The organism is Ruminococcus sp. RTP21204st1_B2_RTP21204_210225, from assembly GCF_040914135.1.
Classification (GTDB): Bacteria; Bacillota; Clostridia; order Oscillospirales; family Ruminococcaceae; genus Hominimerdicola; species Hominimerdicola aceti.
This window is the reverse complement of the sequence record NZ_JBCPGA010000033.1, coordinates 1-18,575: the sequence shown is the minus strand read 5'-3', so window position 1 is coordinate 18,575 and position 18,575 is coordinate 1. Positions and strand designations below refer to the sequence as shown.

The following is an 18,575-nucleotide window of genomic DNA, read 5'->3' as shown; positions in this document are numbered from 1 at the left end:
AACTTACACGATGTCACAGAAAGGTGAATAAAATGAGCATTAGAACGGATATGGCGGCGGAGAGCTTTTCTCAGGCAGGCGGTGCGGAAAAGCTTCAGGGAGTGAAAGTCAAAAACAAGGTTATTGAAAACGCTAGGCTTAAGGTAACGGACATCACCATAGAAACACAGAAAGCCGCCGAAAAGCTTGGCAGACCTGTCGGCAGATACATCACCCTTACCGCCACAGATTCAACATTCGATATGTACAGCGACAGTTTTCGTGAGCGTGCAGAAGTCATAGCAAAAGCCATAGGGGAGCTTTGCGGTGGTTGTGAACGTTTTTTGGCAGTAGGGCTTGGGAACTATGCCCTGACTTCCGACGCTGTTGGCCCTCTTACCGCTGAAAAGATCTTCGCTACCCGTCACATAAAAAGCCTTGCAAAAGAGCTTGATACTGACGATCTGGGCGAGGTCACAGTGATACAGACAGGAGTGCTTGGAAACACGGGAATAGAATCCTCAGAGCAGGTAAAAGCTATCGCAGAGCGTGTAAGACCGCAGGCTGTCATTGCCGTTGACGCACTGGCTTGCAGCGAACTTTCAAATCTTGGCAGGACAATACAGCTTTGCAACACCGGCATTTCTCCGGGAAGCGGAGTCGAAAACGCACGAAAAGAGCTTTCGCTTTCGACCCTCGGGGTAAAATGCATTGCCATAGGCGTGCCAACGGTCATAGACCTTTGCACTGCCGCACAGCACATTTTCGGTCAGACCGCACCTGAAAGCTCCGAAAACATCATGGTCGCTCCGAAAACTGCCGACAAACTTTCGGAAAACTGCGCAAAGCTCATTGCAATGGGCATAAACCGTGCCGTTCACCCTGCCCTGTCGCAAGAGGACATTCAAACTCTCACCTGCTGACAAAAGACAGGTGATACAGTAATGTAAAAGCTGTATACAACAATTGTAAACTTTTTATTAATATGTATGAGTGAAATTGCGAAAACGTTTTCTGAAAACGAATACTCACACAAATTCAACACACCTTTGTCATAATCAACAAAAACGCTTGAGCTTTATATTGCAAAATGCTGATTGACTAAATTTAAACTTTTTGTTATCATTAGTAAGGACGAAAAATAAGCGTTATGGCAAGCGTTGTCGGGTAACAATGCTTGTCGATCGTAACAGATGAACGTTTTTGGGTAAGGAACATTCGTCTATTATCAAGGAGGTTACTATAATGAAAATGGCAAAGAGAATTTTCGCTGCTGCTTGTGCACTTTCACTGGCTTGCAGCATGGCTGCTTGTGGCAGCTCATCAAGTGACAGCTCATCTTCCAAGAAGGAAGCTAAGGCTATGACAGATGATCAGAAGGAGCAGGTAAATACACTTCAGGATAAGCTCCCTGACATCGAGCTTTCAAACAAGACTATCAAGTGGATGGCTCACTATGACATCAACCCTAGTGATGGTAAGTCAGAATCACCTGCTATCTCACTTTTCCAGACTAAGTACGGTGGAAAGATCGAGTACGTTCAGACAACTTGGGATAACAGATATACTGATCTTGCTAAGGCAGTTATGGCTAACGACTCACCTGACTTCTTCCCTGCTGATGACATGGACGCATTCCCTAAGGGTGCTATCAAGGCCATGTTCGAGCCTATCGACGATGTAGTTGATTTCAGCTCAGACATCTGGTCATCATCACAGACACTTAACGATTCATTCGTATTCAACGGCAAGCACTATGTAGCTGCTATCGACGTAAGACCACAGTATGTTTGTACATACAACACAAAGACAATATCAGACTTTGGCTATGACGATCCTGCTGAGCTTTACGCTAATGACGAGTGGACATGGAGCAAGTTCACAGAGATGTGCCTTGACTTTGCAGACTCTGAAGCTGACAGATATGCTCTTGATGGTTACTGGTACGACAAGGCTCTTAACGATACTTGCGGTTACCCACTTATCGGTCTTGAGGACGGCAAGCTTGTAAACAACATGGGCAAGGCTGAAGTTGGCACAGTTCAGGATCTTATGTACAACCTTGAGAAGAACAACGTTGTATTCGACAGATCAAGCAACAACTGGGATACAAGAGGTGACGGAGCTAACGGTGAAGGCCTTGGTTCACAGCTCACACTGTTCATTCCTATCGGCACATGGGCTCTCGAGGATACTCCTGAAAAGACTAAGACATTCGGAAGCGTCAAGGACGGCGAGGTTATGTTCGTTCCAATGCCAAGAATGGACGATTCTGACAAGTACTATGTATCTACAGGTGTAAACGGCTATCTCCTCTGCAAGAACGCTCCAAACCCAGACGGCTTCAATGCGTTCGTAAACTGCTGCAAGGTTGCAAACTCTGAGGTACAGAACATCACAAATGAACAGCTCAAGAACGACTACGGCTGGACAGACCAAATGGTCGAGATGCGTCAGACAATTTACGATCTGGCTAGACAGAATCCTGTATTTGACTTCCAGGACGGCGTATCTGCTGAGCTTTCAACACTTATGCAGACAGTAAACCAGGCTACAATGATAACAGGCGGCGGAGCTACTACATGGACAGAGTGCGTTGCTGAGAACCAGAAGGCTGTTGATTACATCATCAAGGAAGCAAACGCTAACGTTGCTGAATAATTCAGTATTTTCAAGCGGGACGTTCATTCGTCCCGCTTTTTTGTTGCCTTTGTATTTGTCACGAATTTGTTAAATATATTTGTACGCAAAATGCACAATATAAAATACATAAATTTGTGCAAGAATTTTACGGATTTTTATGTACAAATCGCAAAAAATATGCTATAATAAATGTACGTTAAAAAGAATATATCAAAGAAGGGAGATATGTTTTATGAGATCGATTATTACTATCAGCCGTGAATTTGGCAGCGGAGGACGTGAGATAGGCAAGAAGCTTGCTGATGGTCTGGGCATACCTTTCTATGATAAAGAGCTTTTGGAAATGGCTTCAAAAGAGAGCGGTATATGTCAGGAGCTTTTTGTTAAGAACGATGAGTCCTATACTAACAGCTTTCTTTTCTCACTGGTCATGGGTAATTACCCTGTAAGTGCAGACGGCAGGATCAATCCTGATATGCCACTGAATCACAAGATATTCTTGGCTCAGTTTGAAACTATCAAGAACATTGCAAAGAAGGGTCCTTGTGTTATTGTAGGACGTTGTGCTGACTATGTTCTGAAAAATGAGCCTAATATTATCGACTTCTTCATTTCCGGCAACACTGCCGAAAAGAAAAAGCGTATCCTTGAGAGATACGATATCGAAAAAAACAAAGCTGAGGACTTTATCCGCAAGACTGATAAGCGGAGAGCTTCATACTATAATTATTACACCGACATGAAATGGGGCGAAGCAAAGAACTATGACCTTTGTATCAACTCGTCCAAAACAGGCGTTGACGGTGCTATCAAGCTTATGAAGGCTTATATCGAAATAAAAGAAGCCAACGCTGATAAATAGGAATTTTTCGTTTTAATTCATTTTACTTTCCTTACTACGAAAGAGGGCTGACCATAGGGTCGGTCCTTTTCCGTTTTATGAGGAGTTTTATTACTCCAGCTTAAACAAAGTGTAACCAATATGTTATTGACAATAACAAGCAAATATATTATACTGTATAAAAGGGCAGAAGTCCGTCAAAAAAAATAAAAAATACTGCAAAAGGAGAAACAGAAAATGGCTGAAATAAAAGTTATCACTATCGGCAGACATTATTGCGCAGGCGGTTCGACTATCGGTAAGCTTGTGGCTGAAAAGCTTGGTATCCCATGCTATGACAGAGAGATAATCGACATGGCGGCACAAAAAAGCGGCATTGCAATGAGCGAGATACAAAAATACGAGGAAGCCGCTCTGAGCATTCTCAAAACGCCGATAAATCTGTTTTCAAAGGAGAAAGAGTATCCTATAACAGAGAAGATATTCGCCGCTGAAACAGAGGTAATAATGGAGCTTGTTTCAAAGGGAAACTGCGTTATCGTGGGCAGATGTGCAGATTTTATACTGAAAAACAAAGTCAAGACGCTGAATGTCTTCATTAATGCAAGCTTTGAGAAGCGTCAAGAGTGCGCAATTGAGAAGCACAACATCTCCGAGGACGAGGTAGAAGCAAGGCTCAAAAAGTATGACAAAAAACGTGCCGACTATTACAACTCCAACACCAACAAAAAGTGGGGAGATATTTCAAGCTATGATATGTGCCTTGACAGCGGCAGGCTTGGCTACGAAATGTGCGCCGAGATAATTGCTGACACTGTGAAGCTTTCAAGGGGGAAATAGGGGCAATATTTTATTGGGAGCGATAAAAAATGTCAAAGGATAAGGAAGTCAAGACCAACGCCATGCGTATTCTTGACAGAAATAAGGTAAAATACAAGGTCAACACATACGAGTGCGACGAGTTTATCGACGGCATACACATTGCAGATATGCTCGGTCAGCCATATGAAAGCTCGTTCAAGACCCTTGTGACAGTGGGTAAAAGCGGAAATTACTATGTTTTCGCTATCCCTATCGCAGAGGAGCTTGACATGAAAAAGGCGGCAAAGTCTGTGGGCGAAAAGTCGGTGGAGATGCTCCATGTGAAGGATATAAACTCTGTTACGGGCTACATTCGTGGTGGCTGTACACCCCTTGGCATGAAAAAACAGTACATGACGGTAGTTGACAGCTCTGCGGAGCAGTTCGAGGAGATAATCATAAGCGGCGGACGTATCGGGTCGCAGATAATGCTTTCTCCGAAAGACCTTATCAAGGTCACAAGGGGTAAGTTTGAGAGCATAATAATGAGTGAATAGGCAAAAAAAGAGAGCCACTTGGCTCTCTTTTATTTTGCATTTATGTTGATATATTCGGGCTTTGTCTTTGAGTACATTATTTTCTGGCTGGAATAAAGTCCGTAATAGCCAGAAAGCATATAGCTTACTCCGCAGGCAACCGCAAAAAGCACAAGCCCACTTCCACCGAAAAGCTCATAGCTGAGAAGTATGGAAGCCACAGGGCAGTTCACAACGCCACAGAAAAGTGCCACAAGACCTATAGCCGCACCGAATGATGGGTCAAGCCCCAAAAAGCCTGCGGCTGTACAGCCGAAAGTTGCTCCGATAAAGAAGGTCGGGACTATCTCACCGCCCTTGAAGCCTGTATTTATAGTTATGGCGGTGAAAAGCATTTTCAGGGCAAAGGCTTCTGGGTGCGCCTTACCTTTCTCTAAAGCCGCCACGATAACGTCTACGCCTGCTCCGTTATAATCCCTTGTACCTACAAGCAAAGTCAATGCAATGATCACAACGCCACCTACAGCTATCCTGAGATAGGTGTTAGGCAGATACATCTGAAATCTTGAATGTGAAAACTCCATTACCATGCAAAGGAGTATGGATATCACCGCACAAAGAGCCGCAAGCGCCGCTATCTGGGTCACAGACACAAGGGAAAGCCTTGGTATGCCTGTTATGTTGAACTTTGTTGGCGCAAGCCCTGCCAACAGCGATATTTTATATGCGATAAGAGAGGAAGCTATGCAAGGCACAAGACCCACATAGTATATAACGCCCACGCTTATTACTTCCATAGCAAAAAAAGTCGCAGTCAAAGGCGTGCCGAAAAGTGCGGCAAACACTGCACTCATTCCGCACATTATCACAAGGCTGGAATCTTTTTCGTCAAGCTTTAAAAGCTCGCCTGCCTTTGCGCCAATGCTTCCGCCAAGCTGCAAAGCCGCACCCTCACGTCCTGCCGAACCGCCCGTAAGGTGGGTGAGTACGGTGCCTAGAAAGATGAGAGGCGCCATAAGCAGCGGCACTTTGATGTTTCCACGAACAGAACTGATGATAAGATTTGTACCGGTCTCCTCGTTCACCTTGCAGACACGATAGCTGAAAATGATAAACAGACCTGCCAACGGCATGAGATACAATGTCCAGCTATGACACTCACGGAAGCCTGTGGCAAAGTTTACCGCCATATGGAACAGCGAGCCGACTATTCCCCCTATTACACCCACTGCGCAGGCGATAAAGACCCACTTTGCAAAGGCTATGGAGAATTTTTTCACCGTCCGCATTTTGCTTTTTATAAACTCACTGCTTATTTTCCTCACCCCTTTTTACAGAAAAACAACGGGCGACATATGCCGCCCGAAATACTTGAAATACAGCTCCACAATAATGGGACGTCGCATTTCTGTGAAACAGAAATTCAGCCGTTCCACTACAAGATAATATGCTAAATTATACCTCAGCGATTACCTCTACCTCAACGAGAACGTCCTTTGGAAGCTCTTTTGCGGCAACGCATGAACGTGCAGGCTTTGATGTGAAATACTCACCGTAAACTCCGTTAAATGCACCGAAATCTGACATATTCTTAAGGAAGCATACTGTCTTTACAGCCTTGCCGATAGATGTTCCTGCGGCTTCAAGAACGTTTGTGAGGTTCTTGCAAACCTGATGTGTCTGCTCCTCGATAGTTGTTGCCTCAACGTTGCCCGTTGCAGGGTCAATTGCTATCTGACCTGATGTGAAAACAAGGTTTCCTACCTTCATTGCCTGTGAATATGGACCGATTGCGTCCGGTGCGTTCTTTGTGTAAACAACTTCTGCCATTTTTATCTACTCCTGTCTTAAAATTACTTATTGACTATCTTAAAGCCTGCGGCTGTAAGAGCCTGTCTTATCTCTCTGATATGATCGAAGTTTCTTGTTTCAAGAACAAGTCTGAGCAGGCAATCTGTGATATCGCTGTCCTCGCTTGCTCTCTCGTGGTGAACAGAAACAACGTTTCCGCCAAGCTTTGAAATTATCTCTGAAACATCTCTCAGCTGACCAGGTCTGTCCTCAAGCTGGATAGTAAGAGTATCAGATCTGCCAGACTTGAGCAGACCTCTCTTGATAACTCTTGAAAGTATAGTTACGTCTATATTTCCGCCTGAAACAAGACATACAACCTTTTTGCCCTTGATGTCAGGTATCTTATTAAACATTACTGCGGCAACAGGTGTTGCGCCTGCGCCCTCTGAAACGAGCTTTTGCTTCTCGATAAGGTGGAGGATAGCTGATGATATCTCGTCGTCTGAAACTGTAACAACGCCGTCAACATACTTGCTGCAATACTCAAAGGTATGCTCGCCAGGCTCTTTTACCTTGATTCCGTCTGCGATAGTGTGAACGCTTTCAAGGCACTCTATCTTGCCGTCTTTAAGTGAATTTACCATTGAAGGTGCGCCTTCAGCCTGAACGCCGTATACTCTAACGCTTGGCTTGAGCTGTTTTACAGTGAATGCAACACCTGAGATAAGTCCGCCGCCGCCAACCGGAACAACGATAACGTCTGCGTCAGCCACCTGACTTAGTATCTCCAGACCGATAGTTCCCTGACCTGCGATAACATTCTCGTCATCGAACGGGTGAATAAATGTATAGCCGTTAGCGTCACGAAGCTCGATAGCCTTTGCATAAGCGTCATCATAAACGCCAGGCACAAGACATACCTCAGCGCCATAGCCCTTGGTTGCCTCTACCTTTGAGATAGGTGCGCCGTCAGGAAGACAGATGATAGACTTTATACCGTTCTTTGTTGCGGCGAGAGCAACGCCCTGTGCGTGGTTTCCTGCTGAGCAGGCGATAACGCCGTGTGACTTTTCCTCGTCTGAAAGCTGTGATATCTTATAATAAGCTCCTCTTACCTTGAAAGAACCTGTTACCTGAAGATTTTCTGTTTTCAGATAAACGTCACAATCAGGGTTTACCTTTGGCGCATGGATACACGCTGTTGGTCTGATGACCTCTTTAAGCACGTTTGAAGCGTCAAAAACCTTATCCAATGTAAGCATAAAAAACAACCTCTTTTTTCTATGTAATAAAAAAAGCCCTCGCCTGACTAGAGGCGAAGACATAATATCTCCGTGTTACCACTCTGATTGCAGACCATAAGCCTGCCACTCATATCTCTTTCTAACGGTGAGAGACCGTATCCGCTTAACACATCTGCTTAGGCGGATCAGCTCAGAGATGATCCTGACGGCGTTATCCCTGCGGACTTTCACCAAACGTCCGCTCTCTGCGAAGTATTCGCACCGTCACCTTTCTCGTCACAGCCTTTATGATATTCAATACAATCATTATATCACCATAAATATGAATTGTCAACAGCAATAAAATGAATTTTTCTCTAAGACATTATACAAAAAATAAAAACCCACACGCTCGTGCAGGTTTTTATTCATTAAGGAAGTATAGAAAAAATATATGAAGAAAACAATCATGAAGTCTTTTTAACTGTCGGTCTTTCCTTTCCGACTGTAATAATATTACCACTGCAATGTGATAGAATTATGTGCAAAGAGAGTGCATTTGCAAAAATATCACCTTTTGTTTGCGTAATGCACAACGATATGACGAAGCTTCCCTGTGGTCATATCCCTGCCCTTTATATCCGCTCCGTTGTGGCTCATAAGCTCAGCGCAGACTATGCCGTCGGTACTGCACCTGAAAACCTCGTGTCCGTCACACACCACCACAAGCTTTTCACTATCAACAGATATTCCGCCTGTTCTTCCGATAACATTTTCCTCTGCGCCCTCACGCTCAACCACATAGGAAACTCGTTTCCCATGATAGCGTTCAAGCTCTTTCAAGGGCGTACCTTTATTTTTTCTGAAAAGTCCCATTTTACGCTCCTGTATCAATTATCTGCTATATTATTATCATTTCCTGCACAAAGCTGCCTTGCGGAGGCGATAACGTCAAGCGACTCGCCCACCGACTGCAAAAAGGCTGACAGCAGCCCAAGCTGGTCAACGCTCAAACCCTCGCCAAGATAATTTGCAAATGCCGCAGCCATTATATTAAGCTGCTGACCGCAGCACGATCCCCTGTTTTCCACTGATACCGCCCTTTCCTGCTCACAACGTTTCTCTGTCATAATATGCGTCAGAAGAATAATACGTTCGCATATGCAGATAATAAGGGCATATTCTGAAAGGGGTCAAACGCCTATGAACATCACTCACACCATACTTGCCACAGTTGGCTCTATAATCGTTATGTTCGCCATATCAAAGCTTCTTGGCAACAAGCAGATATCACAGCTCACGCTTTTTGACTACATCAACGGCATCACCATAGGCTCTATCGCCTCTGAAATGGCTGTTTCACAGGAAATGGACGAGCTTATCGTGCCTGTTATCGCAATGGTGCTTTACGGACTGACAGGCTTTCTGTTGTCTGTGCTTACGATGAAGTCTATCCACTGCCGACATTTTCTTTCGGGCAAGCCTATCCTGCTTATTGAAAAAGGCAAAATATATCCCGAAAATCTTAAGACCGCCAAGCTTGATGTGAACGATCTGCTTTCAAGGGCGAGAACGTCAGGCTATTTCGACATCTCAAAGATATACTACGCTATTCTGGAAACCAACGGCACTATCTCTTTCATGGAACGTGCCACAGAAGCACCTCTCACTCCAAAAGACTTAGGATATGAGAAGCAGGACGAAAAGCTTTGCACCGACCTTATCCTTGACGGCGTTATTATGGAGGACAACCTGAAATACGCAGGCAAGGAGATAAAATGGCTCACCAACGAAATAAAAAAGCAAGGCTGTTCATCACCTGACAAGGTCTTTCTCTGCATAGTTGACGGAAACGACAAGGTGACAGTGTTCCCGAAAACTCAGGAGAGCAACAAGAAGATCTACTTCGACTGAACCTTCTTCAAAAACTCGTGGAGTTCCTCTGCAAGCCTGCTCACAGGCAGACCAACAACGTTATAAAAGTCCCCGTCTATCTTTTCCACAAGAAGTGCTCCAAGCCCTTGTATGCCGTAAGCCCCCGCCTTATCCATAGGCTCGCCGCTTTTCACATAGGCTTTTATCTCCTGGTCGGAAAGCTCTCTGAAAGTCACTGCGGTGGTGGCGGAAAAGCTACTGTAACGACAGCCTCTGCCAAGGGTAACGCCTGTTACAACATGATGAGTCTTGCCTGACAGCATTTTTAACATTCTTATGGCATCAGCTTCGTCCACAGGCTTACCGAGAACTTCCCCATCGCATATTACAACAGTGTCACAGCCGATAACAACGCTCAGGTCATAGACCGAAGCGATACATCTGCATTTTATCCCTGAAAGATACTCAGGGGCAAGTTCTGGTGTAACGTCCTCTGGTATTTTTTCGTCACAATCAGAGGGGATAACCCTGAAATTCTCACACATCAATGACAGCAGTTCTTTTCTTCTTGGCGACGCTGAAGCAAGTATAACATCATAATCCATAAGCTCGCTTGAAATATTCACTGACATAAAGATCTTCCTTTACTTCTTTTACTTCTTACTCAAAAAGGCAACGCACTTATTATCCTGCGCTGCCTTAATTTTTTTATTACAACTTCATTCCGCACTCTGAGCAGAACTTAACGCCTGCAGGCTCTTTGTGGCCGCACTGAGAGCAGAATACAAAACTGCTGTTTGCAGGCTCTTGCACCGGAGCTTCTGCTATCACCGGAGCAGGCTGTGGCATTGGTGCAGGCTGAGGTGCTGTTTCAGGCTGTGGGATAGGTGCAGCAGTCTGTGCCACAGCAGGCTCAGGGATAGGAGCGGCTGTCTGAACATTCTGCTGAGCAGGATTGCCATAAACAGGATTAGACTGTGGCTGAGTATAAGCAGGTGAAACAGGGTGATTATGATAGCCCTGACCGTTTTGTATAACAGGCTGTGCGCCCATTGGAACTGCACCGCCCTGAGCAGGCTGCTGATAAACAGGCTGAGCCATTTCAGGCTGTTTTGTTCCGCAGTTAGGGCAGAACGCCATATTCACTGGTATCTCGTGGCCACAGCCGGAACAAAGTTTCATTCCTCTGATGGTAAGAAGCTGTTCATTAAGATTTTTCAGTTCTTCAAGAGTTGCGTCTATCTGAGCAATAAGGTTTTTCACCTCCGGCTCTTCTATCTTGTCAGCCATTCTGAGCTTGACATATCTGCCTATCTCGGTATACTTATCGTTTATAAAGGCAAGCTTTGCGTCTATCTGTGCCTTTACTGCATTTTCAGGTGTATTCTTAGGTGAAAAAAATCCCATTTTTATTCTCCCTTTCGGTTATAATATTTCTTCTGTATTTTGCTCTATGGTGATATTATCCTCAGGCTGAACGTCAAACGAAGTTGTTGTAGTATCAGGTGCTTCTATAGCAGGAGCGGTGGTAACAGTGCCGTTCTCGGTCGGCTGAGTCTGTGCAGGCTCACTGTCCTCTTTGCTGTCGCCTGAAGCGTTTCCGCCCTCGTCAACTATCTCTGAATCCTTTATCTCCTTATCTATCTCGTCCTGCGACATCTGACCTCTCTTTACAGCTTTGTCATTTACAGCCGACAGACCAAGATAGCAATTCACATAATAGTGAGTAAGTATCTGATCATATGTATAGCCAGCCTCGGCATAATAGCAAGCGCCCCACTGCGACATTCCAACACCGTGACCCCAGCCATAGGACTTGAAAGTGAACACACCGTCCTTATAGCTTATCTCCATGGCGTTCGATTTCACATCAAAGAGGTTGCAGAGGGTGATACCTGTTATCCTGGCTTCACTGCCATCATATGTACAGCTCGTATGACCGTCGATAGTCACTCCGCTTATATACTTTCCGCTGAAAGCAGAGTCTATTTTAAACCAGTTCTTCACGTCGTCGGAGAGCTTTATATCAGTTTGGCTCTCGATACGCTCCTTGACCTCGTCTTTTGTATATGTAGCTTCAATGCCCCAGTTAGGATCTTTATCGTCAAACTCGCTCTTTACACGCTTGAGATACGGGTAAGAAACGCCCCATATATCCTCGCTGGTGGTAGAATAACCTGCTGTTGAAGCAGAATAAACTGCATTTATGATATTGCCGTTATACATAACGGTCTGACCCTCAACGGCATTTATACATCTTTCTATCTTTGAAGAATAACCGCTTTTAAGCCCCACCGTAGGTATAGCACCGATAGAATCGTTAAATCTGACCCATGTATAAGCCGCCACGGCCTGCGCCTTTATGGCTTCCTCGCCCCACTCACCGCCTATCTCACTGTTGACTATCTGACAGAGCAGTTCATGGCCATTAAGAGTGACGATATTTCCTGAGATTATATCGTTGACAGTATAATACTCATCAGCGACGCTTCTTGTATCTGTAAAGTTAGCAGGGTCGTTCTTTATATCGTAAAACTCGCCCTTATCCTCAGGCATTTCCACAGTAAACTCACTGGCTGAAGCCTTTTTCTTTGTGGTCTTTGCCTGCTTTTTCTGCTGAACATAAGACATATCATACTTATCCACAGAGGACTTTTTGAACTTCACAAAGTCATAGACCTCAGTAGCGGCAGTGGTCTTAACGCTTTGAGCTTCAACGTTTTTGACCTGCACCGCAGGGGCTTTTTCTGCGCCCACGCTTTTATTATCCAGCAACAACTCACCGCATATACCAACGGCAGTTATGCTCATTACCGCTGCGCAGACATTTGCACATATCTTTTTTGTCATCAAATTCATCGTCAAGACACTGTCCTTACCTTCAAGCGGTCACACCGCAAAACATTCCCAATGGCAGCAAAATACTCACTGCATACCTAAATAATAGTTTATCAAATACTGAAAAAAAGTCAAGACAAAGCTAAGTTTCGTCCTGACTTTTCAGCATAATATACAATTTTATATCTACAATATCAGCATTTTAGCCAAAAACTTCAAATATTACTTGAAGTATCTCTGACCATCAAGCTCCATGCAGAACGTGAGTGATTCAAACCAAGCCGCTGTGCTTCCACCGCAATACCGTGGAGCGTAATAATAAACTGCACCGTTTGAATTATCCTCGCCGTTCAGCGCTCTCTTTGCACAATCGATAGTGTTCTGAGTTGGCTTGTTTCTGCCACTGTAATAGCCGTTTATTGCAGTGAACTGATTTGGCGCTGTAAGAACATCGCTTATAGAGCTTCCAAATCTGCCTGTTTTCACTCTGTTGATAATAACATTTGCAACAGCGATCTTGCTCTGCTCTGAGCAGTTTCCTACCTCGCCCTGAAGAACGTAGCAAAGCATATCAAATTCTTCATCTGTATAGCTTATAACAGAACTGTTCGAGTTTGCTGTTGTTGCTTTCTTTGTTTCTGTCTTTTTTGTTTCAGACTTTGTTGTCTTAGCCTTTGTTGTCGTAGTCTTTTTTGTTTCAGACTTCTTAGCTGCTGTTGTAGTTTCGGACTTCGCAGCGGAAGTTGTTGTTACTTCTGCCTTTTTAAGATAGTCCTTCATTACATATCCGCTGTAGTCGCCGTATGTAACCTTATACCAACCGTCGCTTGTTTCAGCCGTAACGATAACTTCCTCGTCTGTTGCAACGATAGCTTCTATCTCTGAGTTCTTGTCAGCCTTTTCTCTGACGTTCACGATCTCAGTTGCAACCATTGTTACGTTATTGACCTTTGTTTCTTTTGCTGCATTTTTAGTAGTTTCTGTCTTTTTTGTTGTAGTGGCTTTGGCGGAAGTTGTTGTCTCAGACTCTGCCTGTGCCATTTTATACTCGCTGATACCCGCTTTTCTCCATGTAACGGTGTTCATTGAAGTATAGGTCTCATCTCTCTCAGTTTCTGCTTCTGTCACAGAAGTGGTCTTAGTGTTGGTTATTGCAGCTTTTGTGTCCTTCTGAGCCTCGTTGTTGCCGCTTGTAAGTGCAAAGATACTTACTGTACCTATCATCAGCACTGCCAGCGCACCGCTGCCCAGCATTGTTCCTACTTTCCTGACCGACGGCTTAGCTGTTCGCTTTATGCTGTCTTCAGTTTTTTTCTGCTTCATTTTAATCACATTACCCTTTCCGACCGTCTGCACGCAAACCGTCTTCACTGCCGTCCGTGAGCTTGACGTCAGCTAAAATTTATTTTACACCGATTTGGTGTAATAAACATCAATAATCCCAGCCGAAATACTTCTTATTGTTTCCGTATACGTTTCTCCAGCATTTAGGAAAATAAATATCCTTATTTGCCTTGTCCTTATAGGAATCTATTATAAGATCCAGGTTATCGTCAGCCGTCATTTTCTTTGCCACGATTACCCACCTGAGATTTGAAGTTTCGTTTGTACAAGTTGAGAGCGATATATACTTATCGTCTGCTGTACACTCGATATCGTTTGAATACCACGAACGCTTTCTCACTTCTGAGATCCAATCGTCAAACTTATAGTCAGCGTCGTCAAAATATCTGGTAGTCCAGTATTTGAAGAGCTTTCCGTCGTCCTGATTTTCAAGTATTCCCGTCACGAACGCACCCACAATAACATACTTACAGTTGCTGTCATAGATAGTATTGAACTCGATAACAGGATATTTCTTAAGAAAATCAACTCCCTTTTTATACTCAGTAAGGTGAGTAAAAGAAGTTCCCACATATCTCATGTTATGACCATATATTGTGATATTGTCAGACTGCCCGTCCTTATTTATGGTAGACCAAGCGTCTGCATAAATGCTTCCCGATTCGTAATACTGCTTGTCTATATTCTTGTAAAGATAATATTCATTATCCTTGCCTTTAAGAACAGGGAAGTTTATATATTCATCACCTGCGGAATTTTTAAAGCCGGGGATCTTTATCCAGCCTACGACGTCCTTGTTTCTTTTCAGAAGCTTCTTAGCCCAACCCTGAACTTCTCTGTCCTTCGTTGAAGCCTCAGGGTCAGAAACGTCAATATCGTCTGAGCCGTTATTCTTGCTCAGGTCAACGTCATCGCTAAAGTCAGGCTCGTAATTTACGATCTCCTGCATATAGTTCTGATCCTGCTCGTCGGCTTTCAGAAAATCAGAAAGCTCATTAAGAGAAACACAGAAAAGCACGATAGAGAACATGAACACTATCTTTCTGAACACTTCTCCTGCTCCGTCGCCCTTCCACGGGATAAAATATCTTACTACTCTTACAAAAAAGTTTGTATCGTCCTTTTCGGACAGATTCATTGTTTCATTAGCCATTGACATTTATTTCAAGCCTCCGTCTTTTGTTCATACAGCTCAAGCACCATTCTCAGTGCTGTTTCTGTTGTAAGCATACGGATCTTTCTTCTGTCCAAATTCTCATATTCTTTATAAAGCTCAAGCCGTCTGACTATTTCTTTATGACGACTTCTCACTGAAACATATACAGTTCCCACAGGCTTTTCCTGAGAGCCGCCGCTTGGTCCTGCTATACCAGTAACAGCCACCGCACAATCTGCACCGAAAAGCTTCAGCGCACCCTTGCTCATCTCACTGGCTGTCTGCTCAGAATAAACAGTATACTGCTCCAGCGTTTCCTTTTTCACGTTCAGAAGCTTCATCTTTATTTCCTCCGTATAGGTGCAAGCACCGCCGAGGAACATTTCCGACGCTCCCGAAACGGAAGTGATCGTCTGGCTTATCATTCCGCCTGTACAGCTTTCCGCAGTACACAGCTTCCGACCGCTCTTTATCATATATTTTACTACACTTTTTGTAACTATGTCAATACTATCTGTAACCACTTTGTCACCTTCAGCAAATTTCATAGTAATAATCACCCCTTTTAGTTATATATTGCACATAAAAAATCGGCTCTTTTTGTCCATTTTGTTAATTCGACGATTTTCAAAAACCAATGTTAATAGCAAATTCTGCAAGCAGATGTTACACTTTTGTTACCAAATTACTGATTTTTCATTATTAGCAAGCCCGTTCAACACCATTTTGAACGCAAAGAAAAGCCCTGAAAATTCGGGGCTTTTCGGCATTTTTCACCATGGAAAGACACAATATTCGGGTACAAAAAAGCGTACAATTAAGCTACAAGCTGTTACAGTTTTAACCCGTTTGTAACCTTTTCACAGACACCATGCACCGGGTGTACGCCATGAAAATACGCTATGCGTTTCTGATAAGATAAGGCTTTGTTCCCTCGATAGCTTTCTGGATATAAGGCTCCCAATCGAAAGCGTTCTGAGCGGCTTCAACGTCTGCAAAATTTGGTCTTGTCTTAGGGTGCTTTGGCGTGAAAACTGTACAGCAATCCTCATAAGGGAGGATAGAGGTATCAAAAGTATCTATCTTTCTTGCTATCTCCACTATCTCAGATTTGTCCATACCAACGCATGGTCTGAATACAGGCATACGGCAAGCGGCGTCTGTGCAGACCATTGCATACATAGTCTGGCTCGCTACCTGTCCAAGGCTCTCTCCTGTTACAAGTGCCTGAATGTCCTCCTTTTCGCATATCCTCTGAGCTATCTCCATCATAAGTCTTCTCATCAGGATAGTGAAAAGCTCCTCAGGGCAGTTATCTCTCAGAAGCTCCTGAATCTCCGTAAAAGGCACGCAGAAGAAGTTGATATCACCGCAGTAAGCAGTGATTATCTTGGCAAGCTTTTCAACTTTCATCTTCGCTCTGTCGGAAGTATACGGTGGAGCTTCAAAGTGGATAGCGGATATTATCGCACCACGCTTTGCCATCATATAGCCTGCGACCGGCGAATCTATACCGCCTGAGAGAAGAAGCATTGCCTTTCCGCTTGAGCCGACAGGTATTCCGCCTGCACCCTCGATAGAGCCTGCGTGGACATAGGCGTTGGTTTCTCTTATCTCCACTGTTACTACGACGTCAGGGTCATGAACGTCAACTTTAAGGTGTGGAAATCTTTCAAGTATCTTTCCGCCCATTTCTATACATATCTCAGGGGACTTGAATGGGAACTTCTTATCTGAACGCTTTGCGTCCACCTTGAAAGTTCTCGCAGTTTCCATTTCGTCCTCGATATAGTCAAGTGACTTTGTGAGTATCTCGTTCATATCCTTTTCCAAAACGCAGCAGCGACAGAGCTTAACGATACCGAAAATTTTCGACAGCTTTTCCACCGCCATGTCAACATCGCTGTCATCATTAAGTGGCTCAACATATAAAGTAGATTGTGCTTTTGATACGCTGAACTGTCCGCAGCTTTTGAGTCTTCTTTTTACGCTCTTTGTCATCATGCTCTCGAAGCTTGATTTGTTAAGACCTTTCAGAGCTATCTCGCCATATTTGCAGAGAATGATTTCTTTCATAAATTTTATCCTTTCTTTACGAAAACTGCACAAAAAAGTCCTCGTCAAAAACCTGTCAAAAGCGACCTTTTTCGCCGTTCCCCTTTATAAATAGTACAAAACATTTGTTTGTGTGTTTTACCTTACCTTGCACAGGTCATTCTGCGCAGACTTTATGCCCTCCATAAGAGCGTCGATATCGGCCTTTGTGGTGTCGATGCTAAAGCTTATCCTGATAGTGGAGTCAAGGCTCTGCTCGGGATATCTGAACTCTTTTAGCACAGAGCTTTTCTTGCCCTTTGAGCAGGCTGAGCCGCTTGAAACATATATCTCACGCTTTTCAAGATAGTGGAGAAGTACCTCCGATTTAAGCCCCTTGACCGCAATGCTTGTGACATAAGGCGAGCCGCCTTTTCGTGAATTTACGAAAACATCGCCGTTTTCGTTACACTTTTCTATGAGATAGGCTTGGATATCAGCCGCCTTTTCAAAGTTCGCAGAAACATTCGGCGCAAGTTTTTTCACCGCCGCACCGAAACCGCATATGAGCGGCACTGACTCAGTACCCGAACGAAAGCCTTTTTCCTGTCCTCCCCCAAGCATAAAAGGCGGTATATGAATGCCCTTTTTCACATACAGCGCACCGATGCCCTTTGGAGCGTATATTTTATGACCGCTGAGGGATATCATATCGGCATTCAGCTTTTTGGCTTTTACAGGAATTTTCATAAAGCCCTGAACGCAGTCGCAGTGAGTAAGCACCTGAGGATATTTTTTCTTTATCATAGAAAAAGCCTTTTCCACAGGGAGTATGTAGCCGTTTTCGTTGTTCACAAGCATACAGCTAACAAGGAAAGTGTCCTCGTTCACAGCGGCAAAGATATCACGGGCGTTTATCTCGCCGTTCTCGTCAGGGGATATCCTTATGACCTCACAGCCCATATCTTCAAGCTCCTGGGCAGGATTTTTCACAGCAGGGTGTTCAACAGAGGATATGACAACACGCTTTTTACGTTTTCCGTGAGCCTTGTAAGCTCCGAAAATAGCGGTATTGTTGCTTTCAGTAGCGCCTGAAGTGAAATAGACCTCATCAGGGGTAACACCGAGAGCGTCGGCAATGATCTCACGAGCGTCAGAAACAAGAAGCTCAGCGTCAAGACCTGCTCTGTGCAGAGAAGATGGGTTTCCGAAGACCTCCAAGCCTTTCATTACAGCCGCTTTAGCTTCATCACAAGGTTTTGTGGTGGCGGCATTATCAAGATATATCAATTATCACAAGTCCTTTCATGTTTTATCGCAGTTATTTTTATTATAACATATAATTGTGAATAATGCAAACAAATCGGGAAAATGAGGAGTGAGGAGTGTGTAGTGCTACAATAGATATTGGACAAAATTAAGAAAAAAGAAAAAAGAGATAGACAAAAATCTGATAAAATAAAGTTACCACACCAAATTCAAATCAGAAAGGAAGCCTATCTCTCATGAAT

The 18,575-nt window shown here is 44.0% G+C and carries 19 protein-coding genes and 1 other annotated feature; of the genes, 6 read left to right on the top strand and 13 right to left on the bottom strand.

The annotated features are described in order from the left end of the window. Positions 1-32: 32 nt before the first annotated feature. The 5 genes from gpr (at position 33) to ybaK (ending at position 4,821) form a co-directional block, all read left to right on the top strand. Complete coding sequence (gene gpr / locus AB5123_RS10660) at positions 33-902, top strand: GPR endopeptidase (RefSeq protein ID WP_289149060.1); 870 nt, start codon at positions 33-35, stop codon at positions 900-902. Positions 903-1,224: 322 nt separating this feature from the next. Further along, positions 1,225-2,640, top strand: coding sequence for an extracellular solute-binding protein (locus AB5123_RS10655; protein WP_368364811.1), 1,416 nt, complete (start codon positions 1,225-1,227; stop codon positions 2,638-2,640). A gap of 214 nt (positions 2,641-2,854) precedes the next feature. Beyond that, positions 2,855-3,484: a cytidylate kinase-like family protein gene (locus AB5123_RS10650; RefSeq protein ID WP_302835620.1), complete on the top strand. Its 630-nt coding sequence runs from the start codon at positions 2,855-2,857 to the stop codon at positions 3,482-3,484. Between the two features lie 216 nt (positions 3,485-3,700). Beyond that, entirely contained in the window at positions 3,701-4,303 is a 603-nt protein-coding gene (locus AB5123_RS10645) for an AAA family ATPase (RefSeq protein ID WP_286961633.1), read from the top strand. A gap of 29 nt (positions 4,304-4,332) precedes the next feature. Beyond that, entirely contained in the window at positions 4,333-4,821 is a 489-nt protein-coding gene (ybaK, locus tag AB5123_RS10640; RefSeq protein WP_368364810.1) for a Cys-tRNA(Pro) deacylase, read from the top strand. A 29-nt stretch (positions 4,822-4,850) separates the two neighbouring features. Here ybaK and AB5123_RS10635 read toward each other — a convergent pair whose 3' ends face one another. The 5 genes from AB5123_RS10635 to AB5123_RS10615 form a co-directional block, all read right to left on the bottom strand. Beyond that, complete coding sequence (locus AB5123_RS10635) at positions 4,851-6,089, bottom strand: chloride channel protein (RefSeq protein WP_046441633.1); 1,239 nt, start codon at positions 6,087-6,089, stop codon at positions 4,851-4,853. 166 nt (positions 6,090-6,255) lie between these two features. Continuing rightward, a complete protein-coding gene (locus AB5123_RS10630) occupies positions 6,256-6,630 on the bottom strand; it encodes a RidA family protein (RefSeq protein ID WP_117863874.1) in 375 nt (124 codons plus the stop codon). 23 nt (positions 6,631-6,653) lie between these two features. Continuing rightward, positions 6,654-7,856 (bottom strand): threonine ammonia-lyase, encoded by a 1,203-nt coding sequence (ilvA, locus tag AB5123_RS10625; RefSeq protein WP_022287623.1) that lies wholly within the window; start codon positions 7,854-7,856, stop codon positions 6,654-6,656. Positions 7,857-7,902: 46 nt separating this feature from the next. After that, positions 7,903-8,127 (bottom strand) — a binding site (T-box leader). A 260-nt stretch (positions 8,128-8,387) separates the two neighbouring features. After that, on the bottom strand, positions 8,388-8,693 hold the full coding sequence (locus AB5123_RS10620; protein ID WP_022287622.1) for a hypothetical protein: 306 nt from the start codon (positions 8,691-8,693) through the stop codon (positions 8,388-8,390). 14 nt (positions 8,694-8,707) lie between these two features. Next, complete coding sequence (locus AB5123_RS10615) at positions 8,708-8,947, bottom strand: hypothetical protein (RefSeq protein ID WP_022287621.1); 240 nt, start codon at positions 8,945-8,947, stop codon at positions 8,708-8,710. Between the two features lie 31 nt (positions 8,948-8,978). Here AB5123_RS10615 and AB5123_RS10610 point away from each other — a divergent pair, with 31 nt between their 5' ends. After that, positions 8,979-9,731, top strand: a complete 753-nt coding sequence (locus AB5123_RS10610) for a DUF421 domain-containing protein (protein WP_288177827.1) — start codon at positions 8,979-8,981, stop codon at positions 9,729-9,731. Here AB5123_RS10610 and AB5123_RS10605 read toward each other — a convergent pair. From AB5123_RS10605 to AB5123_RS10570, 8 genes are all read right to left on the bottom strand, one after another. Continuing rightward, positions 9,719-10,324, bottom strand: coding sequence for a nucleoside triphosphate pyrophosphatase (locus AB5123_RS10605; RefSeq protein WP_181982644.1), 606 nt, complete (start codon positions 10,322-10,324; stop codon positions 9,719-9,721). The two genes, AB5123_RS10610 and AB5123_RS10605, sit on opposite strands and share 13 nt — an antisense overlap. Before the next feature lie 79 nt (positions 10,325-10,403). Further along, the gene (locus tag AB5123_RS10600; protein ID WP_368364809.1) at positions 10,404-11,099 is read right to left on the bottom strand and encodes a zinc-ribbon domain-containing protein; all 696 of its coding nucleotides are present in this window, start codon (positions 11,097-11,099) and stop codon (positions 10,404-10,406) included. A gap of 18 nt (positions 11,100-11,117) precedes the next feature. Next, positions 11,118-12,542, bottom strand: a complete 1,425-nt coding sequence (locus AB5123_RS10595) for a SpoIID/LytB domain-containing protein (RefSeq protein WP_368364808.1) — start codon at positions 12,540-12,542, stop codon at positions 11,118-11,120. A gap of 210 nt (positions 12,543-12,752) precedes the next feature. After that, positions 12,753-13,853, bottom strand: coding sequence for a cell wall hydrolase (locus AB5123_RS10590; RefSeq protein WP_347503259.1), 1,101 nt, complete (start codon positions 13,851-13,853; stop codon positions 12,753-12,755). Positions 13,854-13,962: 109 nt separating this feature from the next. Further along, a complete protein-coding gene (locus AB5123_RS10585; protein WP_022287615.1) occupies positions 13,963-15,033 on the bottom strand; it encodes a class B sortase in 1,071 nt (356 codons plus the stop codon). Positions 15,034-15,038: 5 nt separating this feature from the next. Then, positions 15,039-15,578 carry a CinA family protein gene (locus tag AB5123_RS10580; protein ID WP_278645657.1) on the bottom strand — a complete coding sequence of 180 codons (540 nt, stop codon included), beginning with the start codon at positions 15,576-15,578 and terminating at the stop codon, positions 15,039-15,041. Between the two features lie 352 nt (positions 15,579-15,930). After that, a complete protein-coding gene (gene thiI / locus AB5123_RS10575; protein WP_337812265.1) occupies positions 15,931-17,106 on the bottom strand; it encodes a tRNA uracil 4-sulfurtransferase ThiI in 1,176 nt (391 codons plus the stop codon). Positions 17,107-17,223: 117 nt separating this feature from the next. Next, positions 17,224-18,354 carry a cysteine desulfurase family protein gene (locus tag AB5123_RS10570; RefSeq protein WP_117859328.1) on the bottom strand — a complete coding sequence of 377 codons (1,131 nt, stop codon included), beginning with the start codon at positions 18,352-18,354 and terminating at the stop codon, positions 17,224-17,226. Between the last annotated feature and the right edge of the window lie 221 nt (positions 18,355-18,575).

What these genes read in the sequence shown, in the direction of transcription:
- gpr (WP_289149060.1), top strand. Translation starts at nt 33, where the DNA reads ATGAGCATTAGAACGGATATGGCGGCGGAGAGCTTTTCTCAGGCAGGC.
- AB5123_RS10655 (WP_368364811.1), top strand. Translation starts at nt 1,225, where the DNA reads ATGAAAATGGCAAAGAGAATTTTCGCTGCTGCTTGTGCACTTTCACTG.
- AB5123_RS10650 (WP_302835620.1), top strand. Translation starts at nt 2,855, where the DNA reads ATGAGATCGATTATTACTATCAGCCGTGAATTTGGCAGCGGAGGACGT.
- AB5123_RS10645 (WP_286961633.1), top strand. Translation starts at nt 3,701, where the DNA reads ATGGCTGAAATAAAAGTTATCACTATCGGCAGACATTATTGCGCAGGC.
- ybaK (WP_368364810.1), top strand. Translation starts at nt 4,333, where the DNA reads ATGTCAAAGGATAAGGAAGTCAAGACCAACGCCATGCGTATTCTTGAC.
- AB5123_RS10635 (WP_046441633.1), bottom strand. Translation starts at nt 6,089, where the DNA reads ATGCGGACGGTGAAAAAATTCTCCATAGCCTTTGCAAAGTGGGTCTTT.
- AB5123_RS10630 (WP_117863874.1), bottom strand. Translation starts at nt 6,630, where the DNA reads ATGGCAGAAGTTGTTTACACAAAGAACGCACCGGACGCAATCGGTCCA.
- ilvA (WP_022287623.1), bottom strand. Translation starts at nt 7,856, where the DNA reads ATGCTTACATTGGATAAGGTTTTTGACGCTTCAAACGTGCTTAAAGAG.
- AB5123_RS10620 (WP_022287622.1), bottom strand. Translation starts at nt 8,693, where the DNA reads ATGGGACTTTTCAGAAAAAATAAAGGTACGCCCTTGAAAGAGCTTGAA.
- AB5123_RS10615 (WP_022287621.1), bottom strand. Translation starts at nt 8,947, where the DNA reads ATGACAGAGAAACGTTGTGAGCAGGAAAGGGCGGTATCAGTGGAAAAC.
- AB5123_RS10610 (WP_288177827.1), top strand. Translation starts at nt 8,979, where the DNA reads ATGCAGATAATAAGGGCATATTCTGAAAGGGGTCAAACGCCTATGAAC.
- AB5123_RS10605 (WP_181982644.1), bottom strand. Translation starts at nt 10,324, where the DNA reads ATGTCAGTGAATATTTCAAGCGAGCTTATGGATTATGATGTTATACTT.
- AB5123_RS10600 (WP_368364809.1), bottom strand. Translation starts at nt 11,099, where the DNA reads ATGGGATTTTTTTCACCTAAGAATACACCTGAAAATGCAGTAAAGGCA.
- AB5123_RS10595 (WP_368364808.1), bottom strand. Translation starts at nt 12,542, where the DNA reads ATGACAAAAAAGATATGTGCAAATGTCTGCGCAGCGGTAATGAGCATA.
- AB5123_RS10590 (WP_347503259.1), bottom strand. Translation starts at nt 13,853, where the DNA reads ATGAAGCAGAAAAAAACTGAAGACAGCATAAAGCGAACAGCTAAGCCG.
- AB5123_RS10585 (WP_022287615.1), bottom strand. Translation starts at nt 15,033, where the DNA reads ATGTCAATGGCTAATGAAACAATGAATCTGTCCGAAAAGGACGATACA.
- AB5123_RS10580 (WP_278645657.1), bottom strand. Translation starts at nt 15,578, where the DNA reads ATGAAATTTGCTGAAGGTGACAAAGTGGTTACAGATAGTATTGACATA.
- thiI (WP_337812265.1), bottom strand. Translation starts at nt 17,106, where the DNA reads ATGAAAGAAATCATTCTCTGCAAATATGGCGAGATAGCTCTGAAAGGT.